This is a genomic window from Sphingopyxis sp. (genome assembly GCF_016704835.1).
GTDB lineage: Bacteria > Pseudomonadota > Alphaproteobacteria > Sphingomonadales > Sphingomonadaceae > Sphingopyxis.
In genome coordinates, this window is record NZ_JADIZJ010000006.1 from 169,665 (window position 1) to 185,285 (window position 15,621).

General features: G+C 63.8%; 15 protein-coding genes and 7 pseudogenes. 11 read left to right on the forward strand and 11 right to left on the reverse strand.

Going from position 1 to position 15,621, the window contains the following annotated elements; translation table 11 throughout:
• Positions 1–2 precede the first annotated feature (2 nt).
• Together accB and IPF76_RS12265 are read right to left on the reverse strand one after the other, a co-directional pair.
• Complete coding sequence (gene accB, locus IPF76_RS12260) at positions 3–482, reverse strand: acetyl-CoA carboxylase biotin carboxyl carrier protein (RefSeq protein ID WP_293844277.1); 480 nt, start codon at positions 480–482, stop codon at positions 3–5.
• A gap of 66 nt (positions 483–548) precedes the next feature.
• Positions 549–988: pseudogene (locus IPF76_RS12265) on the reverse strand (type II 3-dehydroquinate dehydratase).
• A gap of 93 nt (positions 989–1,081) precedes the next feature.
• Between IPF76_RS12265 and thiS the strand changes: the two are divergent.
• Positions 1,082–2,038 (forward strand): annotated as a pseudogene (gene thiS, locus IPF76_RS12270) (sulfur carrier protein ThiS).
• A 6-nt stretch (positions 2,039–2,044) separates the two neighbouring features.
• Here thiS and IPF76_RS12275 read toward each other — a convergent pair.
• The gene (locus IPF76_RS12275; protein WP_293844280.1) at positions 2,045–2,494 is read right to left on the reverse strand and encodes a hypothetical protein; all 450 of its coding nucleotides are present in this window, start codon (positions 2,492–2,494) and stop codon (positions 2,045–2,047) included.
• A gap of 143 nt (positions 2,495–2,637) precedes the next feature.
• Here IPF76_RS12275 and IPF76_RS12280 point away from each other — a divergent pair, with 143 nt between their 5' ends.
• On the forward strand, positions 2,638–2,820 hold the full coding sequence (locus IPF76_RS12280; protein WP_293844283.1) for a CsbD family protein: 183 nt from the start codon (positions 2,638–2,640) through the stop codon (positions 2,818–2,820).
• 243 nt (positions 2,821–3,063) lie between these two features.
• Here the strand turns inward: IPF76_RS12280 and IPF76_RS12285 are convergent, their stop codons facing one another.
• The 4 genes from IPF76_RS12285 to IPF76_RS12300 form a co-directional block, all read right to left on the reverse strand.
• Positions 3,064–3,813: a hypothetical protein gene (locus tag IPF76_RS12285; protein ID WP_293844286.1), complete on the reverse strand. Its 750-nt coding sequence runs from the start codon at positions 3,811–3,813 to the stop codon at positions 3,064–3,066.
• Between the two features lie 86 nt (positions 3,814–3,899).
• Positions 3,900–4,340 carry a DUF1330 domain-containing protein gene (locus tag IPF76_RS12290; protein WP_293844289.1) on the reverse strand — a complete coding sequence of 147 codons (441 nt, stop codon included), beginning with the start codon at positions 4,338–4,340 and terminating at the stop codon, positions 3,900–3,902.
• Complete coding sequence (locus tag IPF76_RS12295; protein WP_293844292.1) at positions 4,337–4,888, reverse strand: GNAT family N-acetyltransferase; 552 nt, start codon at positions 4,886–4,888, stop codon at positions 4,337–4,339. The genes IPF76_RS12290 and IPF76_RS12295 overlap by 4 nt, the downstream gene beginning before the upstream one ends.
• 183 nt (positions 4,889–5,071) lie before the next feature.
• A complete protein-coding gene (locus tag IPF76_RS12300) occupies positions 5,072–5,461 on the reverse strand; it encodes a glycine zipper 2TM domain-containing protein (RefSeq protein ID WP_293844295.1) in 390 nt (129 codons plus the stop codon).
• Between the two features lie 180 nt (positions 5,462–5,641).
• On the opposite strand from IPF76_RS12300, the gene IPF76_RS12305 reads away from it, so the two are divergent.
• Together IPF76_RS12305 and rarD are read left to right on the forward strand one after the other, a co-directional pair.
• A complete protein-coding gene (locus IPF76_RS12305; protein ID WP_293704331.1) occupies positions 5,642–5,863 on the forward strand; it encodes a hypothetical protein in 222 nt (73 codons plus the stop codon).
• 28 nt (positions 5,864–5,891) lie between these two features.
• The gene (gene rarD / locus IPF76_RS12310) at positions 5,892–6,809 is read left to right on the forward strand and encodes an EamA family transporter RarD (RefSeq protein ID WP_293844298.1); all 918 of its coding nucleotides are present in this window, start codon (positions 5,892–5,894) and stop codon (positions 6,807–6,809) included.
• A gap of 160 nt (positions 6,810–6,969) precedes the next feature.
• Here the strand turns inward: rarD and IPF76_RS12315 are convergent.
• Both IPF76_RS12315 and pyrC read right to left on the reverse strand, forming a co-directional pair.
• Positions 6,970–8,187 (reverse strand): annotated as a pseudogene (locus IPF76_RS12315) (transposase).
• 114 nt (positions 8,188–8,301) lie between these two features.
• Positions 8,302–9,323, reverse strand: a pseudogene (gene pyrC / locus IPF76_RS12320) (dihydroorotase).
• A 64-nt stretch (positions 9,324–9,387) separates the two neighbouring features.
• Here pyrC and IPF76_RS12325 point away from each other — a divergent pair.
• The 3 genes and pseudogenes from IPF76_RS12325 to IPF76_RS20835 all read left to right on the forward strand — a co-directional run.
• A complete protein-coding gene (locus IPF76_RS12325; RefSeq protein ID WP_293844301.1) occupies positions 9,388–10,116 on the forward strand; it encodes a folate-binding protein in 729 nt (242 codons plus the stop codon).
• The gene (locus tag IPF76_RS12330; RefSeq protein WP_293844303.1) at positions 10,109–10,735 is read left to right on the forward strand and encodes a hypothetical protein; all 627 of its coding nucleotides are present in this window, start codon (positions 10,109–10,111) and stop codon (positions 10,733–10,735) included. The genes IPF76_RS12325 and IPF76_RS12330 overlap by 8 nt, the downstream gene beginning before the upstream one ends.
• Positions 10,736–10,988: 253 nt before the next feature.
• Positions 10,989–11,270: pseudogene (locus IPF76_RS20835) on the forward strand (retropepsin-like aspartic protease); the annotation flags it as partial.
• Positions 11,271–11,349: 79 nt separating this feature from the next.
• Here IPF76_RS20835 and IPF76_RS12340 read toward each other — a convergent pair.
• Positions 11,350–11,655 (reverse strand): YdeI/OmpD-associated family protein, encoded by a 306-nt coding sequence (locus IPF76_RS12340; RefSeq protein ID WP_293844309.1) that lies wholly within the window; start codon positions 11,653–11,655, stop codon positions 11,350–11,352.
• 109 nt (positions 11,656–11,764) lie between these two features.
• On the opposite strand from IPF76_RS12340, the pseudogene IPF76_RS12345 reads away from it, so the two are divergent.
• Positions 11,765–12,435 (forward strand): annotated as a pseudogene (locus IPF76_RS12345) (MBL fold metallo-hydrolase).
• Positions 12,436–12,524: 89 nt separating this feature from the next.
• Here the strand turns inward: IPF76_RS12345 and IPF76_RS12350 are convergent.
• The gene (locus tag IPF76_RS12350; protein WP_293844312.1) at positions 12,525–12,965 is read right to left on the reverse strand and encodes an MAPEG family protein; all 441 of its coding nucleotides are present in this window, start codon (positions 12,963–12,965) and stop codon (positions 12,525–12,527) included.
• 324 nt (positions 12,966–13,289) lie between these two features.
• Between IPF76_RS12350 and rpmF the strand changes: the two are divergent.
• The 3 genes and pseudogenes from rpmF (at position 13,290) to IPF76_RS12365 (ending at position 15,486) form a co-directional block, all read left to right on the forward strand.
• Positions 13,290–13,467: pseudogene (gene rpmF, locus IPF76_RS12355) on the forward strand (50S ribosomal protein L32).
• A gap of 22 nt (positions 13,468–13,489) precedes the next feature.
• Positions 13,490–14,524 (forward strand): phosphate acyltransferase PlsX, encoded by a 1,035-nt coding sequence (gene plsX, locus IPF76_RS12360; RefSeq protein WP_293844315.1) that lies wholly within the window; start codon positions 13,490–13,492, stop codon positions 14,522–14,524.
• A complete protein-coding gene (locus tag IPF76_RS12365) occupies positions 14,521–15,486 on the forward strand; it encodes a beta-ketoacyl-ACP synthase III (RefSeq protein ID WP_293844318.1) in 966 nt (321 codons plus the stop codon). Before plsX ends, IPF76_RS12365 begins: the two co-directional genes overlap by 4 nt.
• The last annotated feature ends 135 nt before the right edge of the window (positions 15,487–15,621 follow it).

Here is a 15,621-nt window from a genome sequence, read left to right on the forward strand (position 1 = left end):
CCTCAGGCGATGGTGAACAGCGGCTGGTCAAACTCGACCGGCTGGCTGTTTTCGACATGCACGCCGGTGAGCGTGCCCGATGCGGGGGCGACGATAGGGTTCATGACCTTCATCGCTTCGATGATCAGGACGGTGTCGCCGGCCTTTACCGCCGCGCCGATGCTGGCGAAATTGGGCGCGCCGGGTTCGGGTGACAGATAGACGGTGCCGACCATCGGCGATTTGACCGCGTCGGCGAAGCTCGCGGCCGCGGGGGCGGTCGCGACGGGGGCTGCGGCGGGCGCGGTCGCGGCTGGCGCGGCTACGGGAGCGGGGGCATAGGCGACGGGCGCCGCGGCGACCGCGGCCTTGCGCGCGACGCGGACCTTGCGATCACCGTCCTCGACTTCGATCTCGGTCAGGCTGGTGTCGTCGAGCAGCTCGGCGAGCGCGCGCACATAGGCCGGATCGATATTGATGCCATCGTCTTTATGGTCACCCATGAGAATTTTCCTGTTGTTGCGGCGCCGACGTTGCGGCGCTCAGACCTATTTTGATGCGCCCTATTGTCAGAGACGCGCGGCGGCGTCCAGCGCCAGCATATAGCTGTTCGCACCATGGCCTGCAAAATGGGCGACCGCAGCCATGCCGACATAGCTGATATGGCGGAACGCTTCGCGCTTCATCGGGTCTGACAGATGGACCTCAATCACCGGCACCTTGATCGACTTGATCGCGTCGTGGAGCGCGATCGAGGTGTGGTGTAACCGCCAGCGTTGAGCAGCACCGCCTTGGCGCCCGCGACATAGGCTTCGTGCAGCCAGTCGATTAGCACGCCTTCGTGGTTCGTCTGGCGGCATTCGAGGCGGAGACCGAGTTCGGTCGCTCGCGCTTCGAGCTGTGCGTGGATGTCGTTGAGCGTGTCGTGGCCGTAAATCTCCGGCTCGCGCGTGCCGAGCAGATTGAGGTTGGGGCCTGAGAAGACAAAAACGGTCGGCTTGTCGGTCAATGCGGGGGCTTTCGGTTGCGGCGCTATGCGCTCCCCCTATATGGGCTGCTCGGCAAAAGGCAAAGCAAGGCGGAAACTGCAGTGATTTCGATCATGCTCAACGGCGAACAGCGGCAGGTGCGCGAGAGCATTGCCGATCTCGTCGCCTCGCTCGGCCTTGATGTCAAAAAGGTCGCGGTCGAACGCAATCGCGAAATCATGGCGCGCTCGACGCTCGTCGACATCGCGCTCGCCGAGGGCGATGCGCTGGAAATCGTACATTTTGTAGGAGGCGGTTGTTGACCGACACTTGGAGCGTTGCCGGACGGACATTTACGTCGCGGCTGATTGTCGGGACCGGCAAATACAAGGATTTCGAGCAGAATGCCGCCGCGGTCGCGGCATCGGGGGCCGAGATCGTCACCGTTGCGGTGCGCCGGGTCAATGTGTCGGACCCCACCGCGCCGATGCTCACCGACTATATCGACCCAAGTAAGATTACCTATCTGCCGAACACCGCGGGCTGCTTCAACGCCGACGATGCGATCCGCACGCTGCGGCTGGCGCGCGAGGCAGGGGGCTGGGACCTTGTGAAGCTCGAGGTGCTCGGTGAGGCGAAGACCCTGTATCCGGAACATGCGCGAGACATTGGAAGCGACAGAGGTGCTCGCCAAGGAAGGGTTCCTGCCGATGGTCTATTGCGTCGATGATCCGATCGCCGCGAAGCAGCTCGAGGATGCAGGCGCGGTTGCGGTGATGCCGCTCGGCGCGCCAATCGGGTCGGGGCTGGGGATCCAGAACCGGGTGACGATCCGCTTGATCGTCGAGGGCGCATCGGTGCCGGTACTCGTCGATGCCGGGGTCGGCACCGCGAGCGATGCCGCGGTGGCGATGGAACTCGGCTGCGACGGGGTGCTCATGAACACCGCAATCGCCGAAGCGAAGGACCCGATTCGCATGGCGCGCGCGATGCGGTTGGCGGTCGAAGCGGGGCGCGACGCCTATCTGTCGGGGCGGATGGGGCAACGCAAATATGCCGATCCGTCGAGTCCGCTGGCGGGACTGATCTGAGCGCAGTCAGAAGGACGCAGGCGGGCGGTATAGCATTTCGATCCGCTCGATCTCGCCGTTGATGCCAAGCACCACTTCGACATCCCAAAGCAATCTTGCGGGGCCATCGGGCAGGATGATGATCCGGTACGGTTGCCACAGCTTGTTGTCGGAGATTTTGCGCTCGATGCTGAATATCTTGGTGAGCGGCAGGTCGAGGAAGGCGTCACGTGGGGCGACGCGCGTCATCGGATAAGATGCGGGTGCGCCGCAGAGCAGATCGAAAACGACCTGCTCGTCGTTCTTTAACTTGAACTGCGCGTCGGCGACTTTTTCAGTCAGCTTCGCTGCTTCATTGGCGGTGAGTCCCCGCAGCTGCGGCTGTGTTGCGACCTTGGTCGGGGCGGTCTGTGCGAATGCGCCGGGGGCGAGCAGCGGCGCGATCGCGGCGAGTAGGACTAAGCGCAAAATTATCATGTTGCCATTCAATCCCATTTGAGCGGAAGGTCAATTGCCCTTTTTTCATAACGATTTGTCAGTTGGCGGGGAACATTGGCGGTGGCCACTCGTTGGACAGACAAGAGGCGCTACTGCCTCGGCCAAGAGCAAGGAGATATTCCATGGGTGAACTCACCGACAAAGCAAAGGGCCTCGCCAACGAAGCCGCGGGTAACACCAAGCAGGCGATCGGCAAGGCGACCGACAACGAGAAATTGAAATCTGAAGGCGTGGCGCAGGAGCGCAAAGGCGAAGCCCAGAATCTCAAGGGCGAAGTCAAAGGCGCGCTCGGCGACAAGGTCTGACGATCCGATAGGTCCGACTATAAGAAAAGGCCCCGGGACACCGGGGCCTTTTTTTTGAGGATCCACCCGGTGGCGCCTCGATGGAAAAGGGGGAGCGAGGGGGAAAAGGAACGCGCAGGGCGCATCGCTGCCGCGAGGCCGCCACGCGGATCGTGAAGGACCTTGCGATGGTTGCGCCAAAGCCCCTCCGTCAGCGCCTCGCACTGCCACCTTCCCATGGCTTCGCCACAGCGCGCGTATGAATTACTTCCCGCCCGATGCCACCAGGTCGACGTCGGTCATCCCGCCGTCGCGGCGTGCCATAATGACATAGGCGAGGTCGCCCTTCGTCCCACCGAGCATATGTTCATTGCCGTTGACGCGGTGATCGCTGGTGTAGCCAGCACGGACCGCCATCGTGTGGTAATAGTCGAACACGCCCTGAATCGACGCGGCAGTCTGGAAATTGATGACGCGAATGTTGCACTTGCCTCCGGCGATGCCCGCAGCTTCGCGCAGCGTCGCGCGCGGATAGACTTTGAAGGCGGCGGGCAGGCGATCGGCCCAAGCGTTGCCATAGGTCAGCTTGGCGTCACAGTCTCCCTTTTGCTGGTTGCGGGCGAGCGCGCCGATGGTAACCGGACGCGGCTTGGCCTCGCAACCTTCGCAACCTGCCTCAAGCGGCAAAGCTTTTGGAGCGGCGAGCAGCTTGCCGGCCTTCAGCGCGGCGGCGGCTTCGGTGACGGTGGCGGCCTTGCCGCCAGCGACACCGGGAACGCCGCCGTCGACGGGACGATTGCCCGGTCCGACAGCATTCTGGTTCGCCTGACCCGCGAGCTTGGGGTCGACCATGATCTTGTCTTCGAGCGCGCCCTTGATCGCAGGATCGGCATTCGTCAGTCCGTCGTCGAGCGGCGCGAGTTCGGATTTCGCTTGGGGATTGTCCCGGCACCCGGCGAGCGGTGCCGCCGCCATCAGCAGGCCGGTGACCAACCATTTTCCGCGCAACATCATCGCTAACACTCCCTTAATCTTTGACCGGGATTGCCCGATCCTGGTTAAAAAGGCGCAAAGAAAATGCGTTAACGGGTAACCCTTTGTTAGCCGAAAACTGTGCCGTAACGAGACGCTTCCGGGTTGCAGCGGATCAGCCGCGACGTGTCGACCGCCGCTTGGCGGTGGACGACGGCCTGCCGGTACGCAGGGTCGGTGACCATTTCCATGAAGGCGCCGCTGGTCGGATATTCAGCGATGAATACCGCATCCCAATACTCAGCATCTGGGCCAATCACCATCGCTTCCATCGTACCGCGCCAGACGATGCGGCCGCCGACGCGCTGGAATATGGGGCCGCTGTCGGCGCCGTAATTGGCATAAGCGTCGGCACCGGTAAGCGTTTCGCCCGCAAGGGGATGGTCGGCGGGATAGGTAGCGGCGGCCTTGAAGCGGACCAGGTTGAGCATATGGATTGGGGTGTCGCGCGGCAGGGCCTTGAAGGCGTCGAATTGCGCGCGTTCGGGATCGACGTGACGGTCGGTCATGGCAGCAACTCCTTGCGCTTGATCCGCCAGGCATCGGCGCTCTGCACCCACGCATCGACGGGCGCATCCTCGAACGGTGCGGGGAGGCGGGTCGGGCCGCTGTTGGTGGCGCCCAGCCGGATCGCAAGCGCCTGGGAGCGGGTGTTGGCGGGGTCGATGCTGTGCATCAGTTCGGGCCATTTGAGAAACTCGACGGCAAAGTCGCACGCAGCGACGCATCCTTCAAAGGCATAGCCCTTGCCCGCGAATTTTGCGCGCACGCCATAGCCGATTTCGGGGGCTGGCCAGCCGTCGGGTTCCCACGGGCCGAGGCGACCGACCCATTCGCCGCTGTCGCGCTCGATCACCGAAAACATCGAAAAACCGCGGATGTGCCAGGCCCCGGCGAGCGTACACCAGATGCGCCACGCGGCGGCGCGCGGGCAGGTTCCGCCGATAAACTGCATGGTTTCGGGCTCAGCGCACATGTCAGCGAAGGCGCCGAAATCCTCGGTCGCGGGTGGGCGCATGATAAGCCGCTGGGTAACGAGCAGGGGGCCATTGAGCATGGTATTTCTCTCGCGGGGGACGGGAGCATGCTTTTGCGACAAGAGCGGCAGGCGGGCAAGGGTGAACCGGGCCCGGAGCGCACACGCGGTCGAGGGCGCCGACGACCAGGTCGGCGCCCTCTTCCATCTACGTTTGCGGGCGGAGGGGTCTCGGACCCGCAATCGAGACGGTAGCTCTATCGCTTAGCGGCAGCGATATTTGTCGCGATCAATCTCGCGGCCCAGCAGCGCGCCAGCGCCTGCGCCAATCACGGTGCCAAGCAGCTTGTCGCCGCGACCGGCGATTTCATTGCCTGCAAGGCCGCCGACAGCGCCGCCGATCAGCAGGCCGGTGGTCCCATTGTCTTTCTTGCAACGATAACGGCCATCGCCATCACGCCACACGCGGGTGTTCGCATTGACGCGCTGGTCGTGGTAGTGACGCTTATTGCGCTTGTGAAAGCTGCTCGACTGATCAAGCTGATGAAAACCCTCGGCCTTCGCGGGGGCAACCATGCCGGCATAGGCCGGTGCGGTGAGCGCAACGCTGACGGCGGCCAAGCCACCCATCAGGCCTTTGTTGAAATTACGCATGCTAATCCTTTCCTGGTTCTACGCCTTGTTCCGCAGGGCGGTACCGGGCGCTTCGACAGGCAAAACGAGCCAGCCCCGGATGGCGTTGCATGAACCCCCGGCAACGAGACGAAGCGAGTGTTATCGTCGACGAACCGAAAGGCACTTGCTGCTTTCGCGGCGGCATGCGACAACCCCGAAATGCTCAATATTGCCTCGCTCGTCATCGGCGCCATCGCCTTGGTTTTGGCCGTTTTTGCTTTCATTCCTTTGCTAGGCTGGGCGAACTGGGTGATTGTACCTTTTGCCGTCGTCGGGCTGGCGCTCGGCGCGATGTCGAGCAGCACCAGTGGGCGCAATCTGAACATCGTCGTGATCGTCATTGGCGTGATCCGCCTGATGCTGGGCGGTGGTATCATCTGATTTTCGGCCGAAAGGCAGGTTTCACCTTATGAATCAGCCGACCGCCCCGGCGGCGAGCGAGCAGCGCGGCTTGCCCTATGCACTGGGTGCTTACGCGATCTGGGGTTTTGTCCCGTTGTTCTTCAAACTGCTGGAGACGGTGCCGCCGGTCGAGGTGCTGGCGCAGCGTATTGTCTGGTCGCTGCCGCTCTGTTTCGTGATCATGGCGTTCCGCCGCCAGATCGGCGACTATATGTCGGCGCTGAAGAATTGGCGCGCGCTGCGCCTGCTGCTCGCCAGTTCGGTGCTGATCGCGCTCAATTGGCTGGTGTATATCCACGCGGTGTTTACCGACCATGTGCTCGCGGCGAGTCTGGGCTATTATCTTAATCCGCTGGTCAATGTGCTGCTGGGAATGATCTTCCTGGGCGAGCGACTGTCGCGGTTGCAGGGGGCGGCGGTGGTCATCGCCGCGATTGGCGTCGCGATCCTGCTGGCGGGCGCGCTCGATACCTTGTGGATCAGCCTGACGCTGGCGCTCAGTTTCGGCACCTATGGCCTGATCCGCAAGGTGGTGCCGGTTGGGTCATTGCCGGGGCTGGCGATCGAGACGACGTTGCTGTTGCCGCTGTCGCTCGCCGCGGCGGGCTATTATCTGTGGCTCGGCGATGGGCGCGGGTTCGGGGCGGACGTTGAAATCAGCTGGCTGCTCGCGGCAGCGGGCGTGGTGACCGCGGTGCCGCTGCTGCTGTTCGCGACTGCGGCGCGGAGGATGAGCTATGCGGCGCTGGGTTTTGTCCAGTATCTGGCGCCGAGCATCGCGTTCCTGCTCGGGCTGTTCGTGTTCGACGAGCCGCTGAAACCCGCGCAGCTGTTCTGTTTCCTGCTGATCTGGATCAGCATCGCGGTGTTCAGCTTCGATATGTGGCGCAAGATGCGCGCGGAGCGGATGATCGAGATCGCCTAGGAGCCCGTCCACGAACTCTTTTTCGCAGGTGTCGCGGCGGACATGACGGCGTTCGCGCCGGGTTTTGACCTGAGGGGTGGTAGAATCGCGGTGATTGGGCCCGAATGCCGGGTTGGTTGCGGCCTGTGGCGCTGAAGGGACGCAATCGAAGAGGGCAGAACTACGCTACGGCCCAGAGCTTGGTGATATTGTGGGCGATGCAGACGAGGCTCCATTCGTCTTGGACTTTGTCGAGACCGCGCAGGAGGAACTGACGGAATCCGGCGCTGATCTGTCCGAAAACGGTTCGGGCAGTTGTTTGCGTCGATAGCGACTGCGGTGTCGCCAAGCTTGGCTTCTGGCGCATCGCCTGGGTGGCGGTCCGCCACCTTGCCTCGGTCGTCGGGCGCTTGGCCTGGCCCGTGGCGATGTAAGCGGAAATCTCGCGATCCTGGGCCCGGCCAGATTGGCTTCGGAGCAATAGCCGGCGTCCGCCGAGATCTCCCTGGCCTCTTGCCCTCCATGTTCCGGGTGACAGCGTCGGTGAGCGGGATCAGGCAAGGGGATCGCGCGAGTTCGACAGCGAATGCGCCACGATTATTGCGCGGTCGCATCGACGGCGATCTGACCGTTATACGCCTGAATGAAGCCATCGCCCGGCATGATCCGACTGTCCGGGTCGGTGAAATTGCGCTGTGCCGGGCTTGGGCGTTCCTGGCGGATGCTGGGGCTTGCGGCCTGGCGGTCCATCGCTGCGTCGTCATCATCGCCCTTCGCCTTGGCCTTGGCATCTTCCTTTGCTCGGGCGGCTCGGGCGCGGCTCTCCGGATCCGGGTCAGGCGCTGCTGTTTGTCGCACCAGTCGGGCCCCGTCGCCGCGCTGGCCGGCCCGGGCTCGCATCATCGCGGCGGTCAGCGGCCTCGGCAGACTTGAGCCAGCTTGACTTCGGCCGCAAGCGCCGCTTCGGCCTTCTGCATGCGGGCATGCTCATCGCCTGTGCTTGGACGCATTGGCTTTGATCTTCGTACCGTCCGGCGTGGCCGGCCGGCCAGCCTCGGCGCACAGCTTCGCACCTTGACAATCCCGACAGCGCTTTGAGATGCCGCTTGCGAAACTCTGAGATCGTCCGAAAATCCGGTGAACTGGCCGTCACCGCAGGAAATCCCGGCTTGCAAGCGGGTCGTCGCGAGTAGGAGGCCCTGCGTGTCGGGTAGCAGCAGCGCCGTCATCATCGCAGGATGAAACGCCGGCGCCCCGCATCGTCACGATGCTAGCGCCGAGATCCAGCTCGTCGCGCCAGATCCCGAACAAAATGGGCAGGGTGCGAGACCGGGACATAATCACCCGAAGGCGGAAACAGAGATACCTGATCAACATCCCAGGAAGAAGCGCTTGCCATCCCCCGACTGAATCAAAACTCATCGCCGCAGTCAGCCCAAATATCTAAATCGTGGACGGGCTCCAGGCGGCGCTCGCAGGGTGGGTTCGGTTTTGTGTCTTCGTGCGAAGCAAACTAAACCAGCTTCCACCCCAGCGTCTCACCCGCATGGAAAGGCACGACCTCGCCGATGCGGTCGGGAACCGGCGTTGCGCCGCGTTCCAGCGTTACCGTGCCTTCATTGAGCGGCAGACCATAGAAGCGCGGCCCATGTTCGCTGGCGAAACCCTCGAAATGGTCCAGCGCACCATCCTGGTCGAACGCAGTAATATAGCTTTCAAGCGCGAACGGCGCGTTGAAGATGCCCGCGCAGCCGCACGAGGCTTCTTTCGTGTGCACCGCGTGCGGGGCGCTGTCGGTGCCGAGGAAAAATTTGGGGGAGCCCGAGGTTGCAACGGCGCGCACCGCAAGGCGGTGATGTTCGCGCTTGGCGACGGGAAGGCAATAGGCGTGCGGGCGGATGCCGCCGACGAGCATCGCGTTGCGGTTGATATGCAGATGCTGCGGGGTGATCGTCGCGGCGACATTGGCGGGGCGTCGGCGACGAACTGCGCCGCCTCTGCCGTCGTGATATGTTCGAACACGATTTTGAGCACGGGCAGGGCGCGGACGAGCGGTTCCAGCGTGCGCTCGATAAACACCGCCTCGCGATCGAAAATATCGACGTCATGGTCGGTGACCTCGCCGTGGATTAACAGCGGCATGCCGATGGCCTGCATCCGCTCGAGCACGCCCATGATGTTCGCGATGTCGGTAACCCCGTGCGCGCTGCCGGTGGTGGCGTGGGCGGGGTAGAGCTTGGCGGCGGTAAAAACGCCCTCGGCATGGCCGCGGGCGATCTCTTGCGCGTCGGTGGCGTCGGTCAGATAGGCGACGATCAGCGGGGTGAAATCGAGCTCGGCAGGGACCGCAGCGTTGATGCGGTCGCGGTAAGCGCGGCCTTCCTCGGCGGTGGTTACCGGCGGCGACAGGTTGGGCATGACGATCGCGCGGGCAAACTGGCGCGCGGTGTAGCGCGCGACATCGGTCAGCATCGCACCGTCGCGCAGATGGACGTGCCAGTCGTCGGGGCGGCGGATCGTCAGGTGGTCGGTCATGGTCTTCTCCTCCCATGGCGGGGAAGGGCTTTAAGTTCGCTTCCGCGCTCCCTATTGTCGGGGCATGGCCAACACAACCCTCATCGACCGCGCCCTGATCCGTCTGTCGGGGGACGATGTCCGCGGTTTCCTGCAAGGGCTGGTCTCCAACGATACGTCGGGCGAGCTGCCGGTCTGGGCGGCGCTGCTGTCGGCGCAGGGCAAGGCGCTGTTCGATTTCCTGATCTGGGGCGACGGTGACGACATCTTGATCGATTGCGAGCGCGATGCCGCGGGCGATCTGGCGAAACGCCTGACGCTTTACCGGTTGCGGCGCGCGATCACGATTGAGCGAGAGCCCGATCTGTGCGTTCACTGGGCGCCGGAGGGCGGTGTCGGGGTGGTCGATCCGAGGCTGCCCGAACTTGGACAGCGCTGGCTGGCGCCGGCGGATGGCGACGTTGGCGCGGATGATGCGTGGCGCGCGCACCGACTGGCGCTTGGCGTCGCCGAAGGCCGCGCGGAGCTGGGCAACGGAACGACCTTGTGGCTCGAATGCAACGCCGCCGAACTGAACGGCGTCAGCTTTACCAAAGGCTGCTATGTCGGACAGGAAAATACGGCGCGGATGAACTGGCGGCAAAAGATCAATCGGCGGCTGGTCGTGGTGCCGATCGCCGATGCCAATGAAAAGCGGCAGGTGATCGCCTATCCGGACCTTGGCTGCTCGGTCGAGCATCGCCGGGTCGAGAGCATCGACGCCGCCGCTGCGCCGCTTTGGATGCGCGGCGCACTGGTGCCAGCGGGTGCCTGACAGGGGTGGCGTTTCCTGCTATGTCGATGACATGCGGGCTTTCCTGATCTCATCGGCGCTGGTCGCCGCACTCGCCACGCAGGCCCTTGCGACCGAGGCGGGCGCACCCGTTTCGTTACTGTCGGTCGAGACCGAGGCGCCCGTCCCGCGGGCGCGGTTGGTACCGCTCGCCACCGATTCGGTATGGACGCCGCGCTTTGCCGCTGCTGCCGACGATCTCGCGACGGCGCTGCGATCGCGCGATGACGCGCGCTGGGCGCCGCTGCTCGGCGGGCCATGGCTCGCAGCAGCCGACCGTGCACAGATCGCCGCGCTGCTCCGCGATGGCGATAGCCCCTTGCGACACGCTTTGTTTTCAAAGGGGGTCACGCACCGCGCGATCCTCGGCTGGAGCGCGCCTGCATCGCTGAACGCCGACGAGCGCGCCGCGATCGAGACGGGGAAAGAGGCGGAAGCTTTGGTGTGCTGGTCGGCGGGCGGCGCTGGCGACCAATGGCCGGCGACCGCCGCTGACGCCGACAATCGGCCGGATCGCCGCTATGCGTGTGTGCGGATCGCGTACAGCATTCGCGGCGGCGCGCCGACGTGGCGGGGCTTCATCGAACAGCCGCCCGCTTAACCAATCCCCAACCCTAAGCTGCGACAACGCTCGCCATGTTGGGGCGCTTTCTTGGCTTGGCCGCGATCATCGCGGCGGTGTCGATCGGCATGGCGGGGGTCGCCAGTCGTTCTGCGCCCGGTGAAGCTGTCGAGACAACCGCTACCATTTCCGGCAATCACGACAATTGACGACGCACAAGCTGCGCAAGGATCGGTCTTTGGCTGCCGCCGCAGCCGCAGCCAGCGGCAGTTCAGGCCGACCGAGGGAGGTCTTGCTCGGCCGTTCGGGCGATTCGCATTTCTATGCCGATACCGAGATCGACGGGCGAAACATTCGCATGTTGGTCGATAGCGGCGCATCGATCGTCGCACTGACCCGCGACGATGCCGAGGCGATCGGCATCAAGGTCGATGATCTTCCTATCGGCGGTAGCGCGAGCACCGCAGGCGGCGTCGTGCCGATGCGGCTGGTTACCCTCGATAGTATCGAGGTCGAGGGGATCGAGGTGCGCGGCGTGCAAGCGGCGGTGATCGACGCCGATATGGGCGTGTCGCTACTCGGGCAGAGCTTTTTGTCGCGGCTCGCCGCGGTGAATGTCGAAGGCGACACGATGACCCCTGCGTTAAGGCGCGCTACTTCGCTTTTCTGTCGATCAAGACCGCCTGCTGCCAGCGGCTTGGCGCCTTGTCGGCGCGGTGGATGCACCCGGCCCAGCAACAGGGTCGCTTTTTCCCCTCGTGCATTTCCTCCACCGTCCGTACGATCCGGCGCGCGCGGGTTTTGGCCTGCTTGGCATCCTCCACCCAACAGATAAACTCGTTGCGGCCGAGCGGGGTCAGGCTTTCCCACAGCGCCAGTGTAACGGGATCGGAAGCCAGCGCCGCCTGCATGTCATCGCGCGCCTCATGGACGGTGCCGTGAGAAATGGCTTTGGTCATGGCGCTAACCAATATGCCTGCAACCGCGGTGGGTCAAATCGGCGCAGTGGCACGGTCAATGCGTGATCCGGTGGCTTGCCATTTTGGCTATGTTTCCCACATCACCGACATGAACGCTCCCAATCCTCCGATGCGCGCAGCGATCGTGCCGGTCACCGCTTTCCAGCAGAATTGCACCCTGTTGTGGTGCACCGAAACCAACAAGGCGGCCTTCGTCGATCCGGGCGGCGATCTCGACAAGCTGAAGGAGGCGGTGCGCCAGACTGGGGTCGAGGTCGAAAAAATCCTGGTGATCCACGGCCATATGGACCATTGCGGACAGGCGGGGATGCTGGCGAAGGAATTGGGCGTGCCGATCGAGGGGCCGCATGAGGACGACCGGTTCTGGATCGAACAATTCGCCGAGGACGGCGCGCGCTTCGGCATGGTCGGCGAGGTTTTCGAGCCCGATCGCTGGCTGGTCGAGGGCGACACGGTGACGGTCGGCAATCTGACGATCGACGTCATTCACTGCCCCGGACACACCCCGGGCCATGTCGTGTTCCATCATGCGCCGTCAAAGCTCGCGATTGTCGGCGACGTGATTTTTCAGGGGTCGATCGGGCGCACCGATTTTCCGCGCGGCAATCACCAGCAATTGCTCGATTCGATCACCCAGAAACTGTGGCGCTCGGCGGCGACACGACCTTCTTGCCGGGGCACGGCGCGCACAGCAATTTCGCGCACGAACGGCGGACGAACCCGTTTGTGGGCGATATGGCACTGGGGGCCGCTGGTTAAATTCCATCGTCATTGCGAGCGCAGCGGAGCAATCCGGAGCGGCTTGTCACGCCCTGGATTGCTTCGCTGCGCTCGCAACAACGGAGCGCTTATTTCGGTGCCACCACCATGGTTTCCTCGATCTCGGTCGTCGTGATGCTGGTCGGCGTCAGATAGACGATCGCCAGCGCGCCGAGCGCCAGACCGAGTTGGGTCAGCATCGTGACGATCGTCCCGACCATGCGGCCCCACATCATGCCGTCCATGCCAAGCGCGTGCAGGATGCGGCCGACCAGATAGAGCGCGCCGACCCCCCACAGCCACATCGACGACCCCAAACCGAGCTCGACAAGCGCAAGCAGGATCAGCACGAAGGCCGTGTTCTCGACAAAATTGCTGTGCGCGCGCATGCGCCGCGTCACCAGCTCATTGCCGCCGTCGCCGACAAAGACTTTTTCCTTGGTCCGCACGCGGCCAACGCGGATCGACAGCCACAGGTTGAGCAACGCCGCTCCGGCGGCAATCGTCAGGCTGATCGGCAAGATTATCATATGTGTCCCCCATTTTGGCCGTTGCTGTTGTCACCCGGCGCTCGACGTGGTGTGGCATCGCACGGTGCGATCGGCAAGGGCGACGCTTTTGCCTGCGCATTGTCATCCACAGGGCTTGCCTTTGCGGGCAAAAACGCTATAGCCCCGCCCGATCCGGCACCCGACACCTTCTGGCGTTGAGGCACCCTTCGGCGGACGATTTTCTCGCTATAATGCGGCGGGAACAGCGTTTCGTACGGCGGGCGGGCCAGTCATTTCCGGCAACGGGGGTGACAAATCCGGGTAGCCGATTCGTAACACACTATTGAGAATGCAGGAAATAACATGGCCGTTCCCAAGCGAAAAACCTCGCCCTCGAAGCGCGGCATGCGTCGCAGCCACGACAGCCTGAAGGTTGAAGCCTTTCAGGAATGCCCCAATTGCGGCGAGCTGAAGCGCCCGCACACTTTACAACGCCTGCGGCCATTACAATGGCCGCGAAGTGGTGTCGGTCGGCGCCTGATCCCTAGCCGGAGCGCAAATACATGGCACTGACACCGCGAATCGCGATTGATGCGATGGGCGGTGACGTCGGCGTGCGGATGATGCTCGCCGGCGCCGCAATGGCGCGCCACAAGCACGATGGTCTGCGTTTCATCCTCGTCGGCGACGAGGTGCGGATCAAGTCGGCGCTCGACAACCACCCGAATTTGCGTGCGGCGTCGGACATCATCCACACCGACGGCGTCGTAACGGGCGAAGACAAGCCGAGTCAGGCGCTGCGCAAAGCGAAAAGCACCTCGATGGGGCTTGCGATCGACGCGGTGAAGCGCGGCGATGCCGGCGGCGCCGTGTCCGCGGGCAACACCGGCGCGCTGATGGCGATGGCCAAGGTCGCGCTACGCACGATGCCGGGAATCGACCGGCCGGCGCTTGCGGCGCTGCTGCCAACGCTCGGCGCCAACGACGTCGTCATGCTCGACCTGGGCGCCAACACCGAATGCGACGCGACCAACCTGACCCAGTTCGCAGTAATGGGCGCGGCCTATGCGCGCACCGCGATGGGACTGCAGCGCCCGCGCGTCGCACTGCTCAACATCGGCACCGAAGAGCTGAAGGGCACCGACGAGATTCGCGATGCCGCGGCGATGCTCAGGGCCGCCAAAGCGCTGCCGATGGAGTTTATGGGCTTTATCGAGGGCGACAAATTGTCGCGCGGCGATGTCGATGTGATCGTCCACGACGGTTTTTCGGGCAATATCGCGCTCAAAACGATCGAGGGGACGGCGCGTTTCGTCACCGATCTGCTCCGCCGCGCGTTCACCAGCTCGACGCGCTCGAAGATCGGCTTCCTGATCTCGCGCCCGGCGACCGAGTTGCTTCGCCATCATCTCGACCCCAACAACCACAATGGCGCCGTGTTCCTGGGCCTCAACGGCGTCGTGCTAAAGAGCCATGGCAGCGCCGATGCGAAGGGGGTCGCGAACTGCGTCCACCTTTGCGCTGAGCTGATCGAGAAGGATATCACGCGCCAGGTGACCGAGGATCTGGCCAATTTTCAGAGCGGCAACACGGCATGACCTTGCGCGCGATTCTAGCGGGTACCGGGTCGGCGCTGCCGCGCAACCGCGTGTCGAACGCCGAACTGGCGGAGCGCGTCGATACCAGCGACGAATGGATTGTCGAGCGCACTGGTATCCGCTTCCGCCATATCGCCGAGCCCGACGAGACGACAGCGACGCTGGGCGCCGCGGCGGCGCAGCAGGCGCTGGCGGCGGCGGGGCTTGAGCCGTCGGATATCGGCTTGATCATCCTCGCCACCGCTACCCCCGACAATACGTTTCCGGCCAGCGCGACCAAGGTGCAGGCGCTGCTCGGCGCCCCCGATTGCATCGCGTTCGACGTCGCCGCGGTCTGCTCGGGCTTTCTTTACGCGGTGTCGGTCGCTGATGCGATGCTGCGCACCGGCGCGGCCAAGCATGCACTGGTAATCGGGTCTGAAACCTTCAGCCGGATCCTCGACTGGGAAGACCGCACGACCTGCGTCCTGTTCGGCGATGGCGCCGGGGCTGTCGTGCTGTCGGCAAAGGACGTCGACGACGATCAGGGCATATTGGCGACGCGGTTGCATGCCGAGGGCAAATATTCGGGGATGCTTTATGTCGATGGCGGACCGTCGACCACCGGCACCGTCGGCCATGTCCGCATGCAGGGCCGTGAGGTGTTCCGACATGCCGTCACCAATCTGGCATCGGTGCTGGGCGAAGTGATGGCCGATGTCGGCCTGTCGCCCGACCAGATCGACTGGGTTGTGCCGCATCAGGCGAACAAGCGGATCATCGACGCGACCGCCAAAAAGCTGGGTCTGCCGTCCGAACGTGTTGTGCTGACCGTCGATCAGCATGCCAACACCTCGGCGGCGTCGGTGCCGCTGGCGCTGGACCTCGCGGTCCGCGACGGGCGGATCAAGCGCGGCGATCTGGTCGTGCTCGAGGCGATGGGCGGCGGCTTTACCTGGGGCGCCGCGGTTCTGCGCGTCTGATTTGTGCTTTTGCCGCATTAACTCTTCGCTCCATCCGTTTCAGTTTGGCGGATTAATTCGCTTTTGTTACATAGGGGCACGGGACTCGTGACGGTGGGGGCTGTCCGGGACCGGTTCGACCATTTTCGCTTTACG

What these genes read in the sequence shown, in the direction of transcription:
- IPF76_RS12280 (WP_293844283.1), top strand. Translation starts at nt 2,638, where the DNA reads ATGGGTGAACTCACCGACAAAGCAAAGGGCCTCGCCAACGAAGCCGCG.
- IPF76_RS12340 (WP_293844309.1), bottom strand. Translation starts at nt 11,655, where the DNA reads ATGACCAAAGCCATTTCTCACGGCACCGTCCATGAGGCGCGCGATGAC.
- rarD (WP_293844298.1), top strand. Translation starts at nt 5,892, where the DNA reads ATGAATCAGCCGACCGCCCCGGCGGCGAGCGAGCAGCGCGGCTTGCCC.
- accB (WP_293844277.1), bottom strand. Translation starts at nt 482, where the DNA reads ATGGGTGACCATAAAGACGATGGCATCAATATCGATCCGGCCTATGTG.
- IPF76_RS12285 (WP_293844286.1), bottom strand. Translation starts at nt 3,813, where the DNA reads ATGATGTTGCGCGGAAAATGGTTGGTCACCGGCCTGCTGATGGCGGCG.
- plsX (WP_293844315.1), top strand. Translation starts at nt 13,490, where the DNA reads ATGGCACTGACACCGCGAATCGCGATTGATGCGATGGGCGGTGACGTC.
- IPF76_RS12300 (WP_293844295.1), bottom strand. Translation starts at nt 5,461, where the DNA reads ATGCGTAATTTCAACAAAGGCCTGATGGGTGGCTTGGCCGCCGTCAGC.
- IPF76_RS12275 (WP_293844280.1), bottom strand. Translation starts at nt 2,494, where the DNA reads ATGATAATTTTGCGCTTAGTCCTACTCGCCGCGATCGCGCCGCTGCTC.
- IPF76_RS12305 (WP_293704331.1), top strand. Translation starts at nt 5,642, where the DNA reads ATGCTCAATATTGCCTCGCTCGTCATCGGCGCCATCGCCTTGGTTTTG.
- IPF76_RS12295 (WP_293844292.1), bottom strand. Translation starts at nt 4,888, where the DNA reads ATGCTCAATGGCCCCCTGCTCGTTACCCAGCGGCTTATCATGCGCCCA.
- IPF76_RS12350 (WP_293844312.1), bottom strand. Translation starts at nt 12,965, where the DNA reads ATGATAATCTTGCCGATCAGCCTGACGATTGCCGCCGGAGCGGCGTTG.
- IPF76_RS12290 (WP_293844289.1), bottom strand. Translation starts at nt 4,340, where the DNA reads ATGACCGACCGTCACGTCGATCCCGAACGCGCGCAATTCGACGCCTTC.
- IPF76_RS12365 (WP_293844318.1), top strand. Translation starts at nt 14,521, where the DNA reads ATGACCTTGCGCGCGATTCTAGCGGGTACCGGGTCGGCGCTGCCGCGC.
- IPF76_RS12325 (WP_293844301.1), top strand. Translation starts at nt 9,388, where the DNA reads ATGGCCAACACAACCCTCATCGACCGCGCCCTGATCCGTCTGTCGGGG.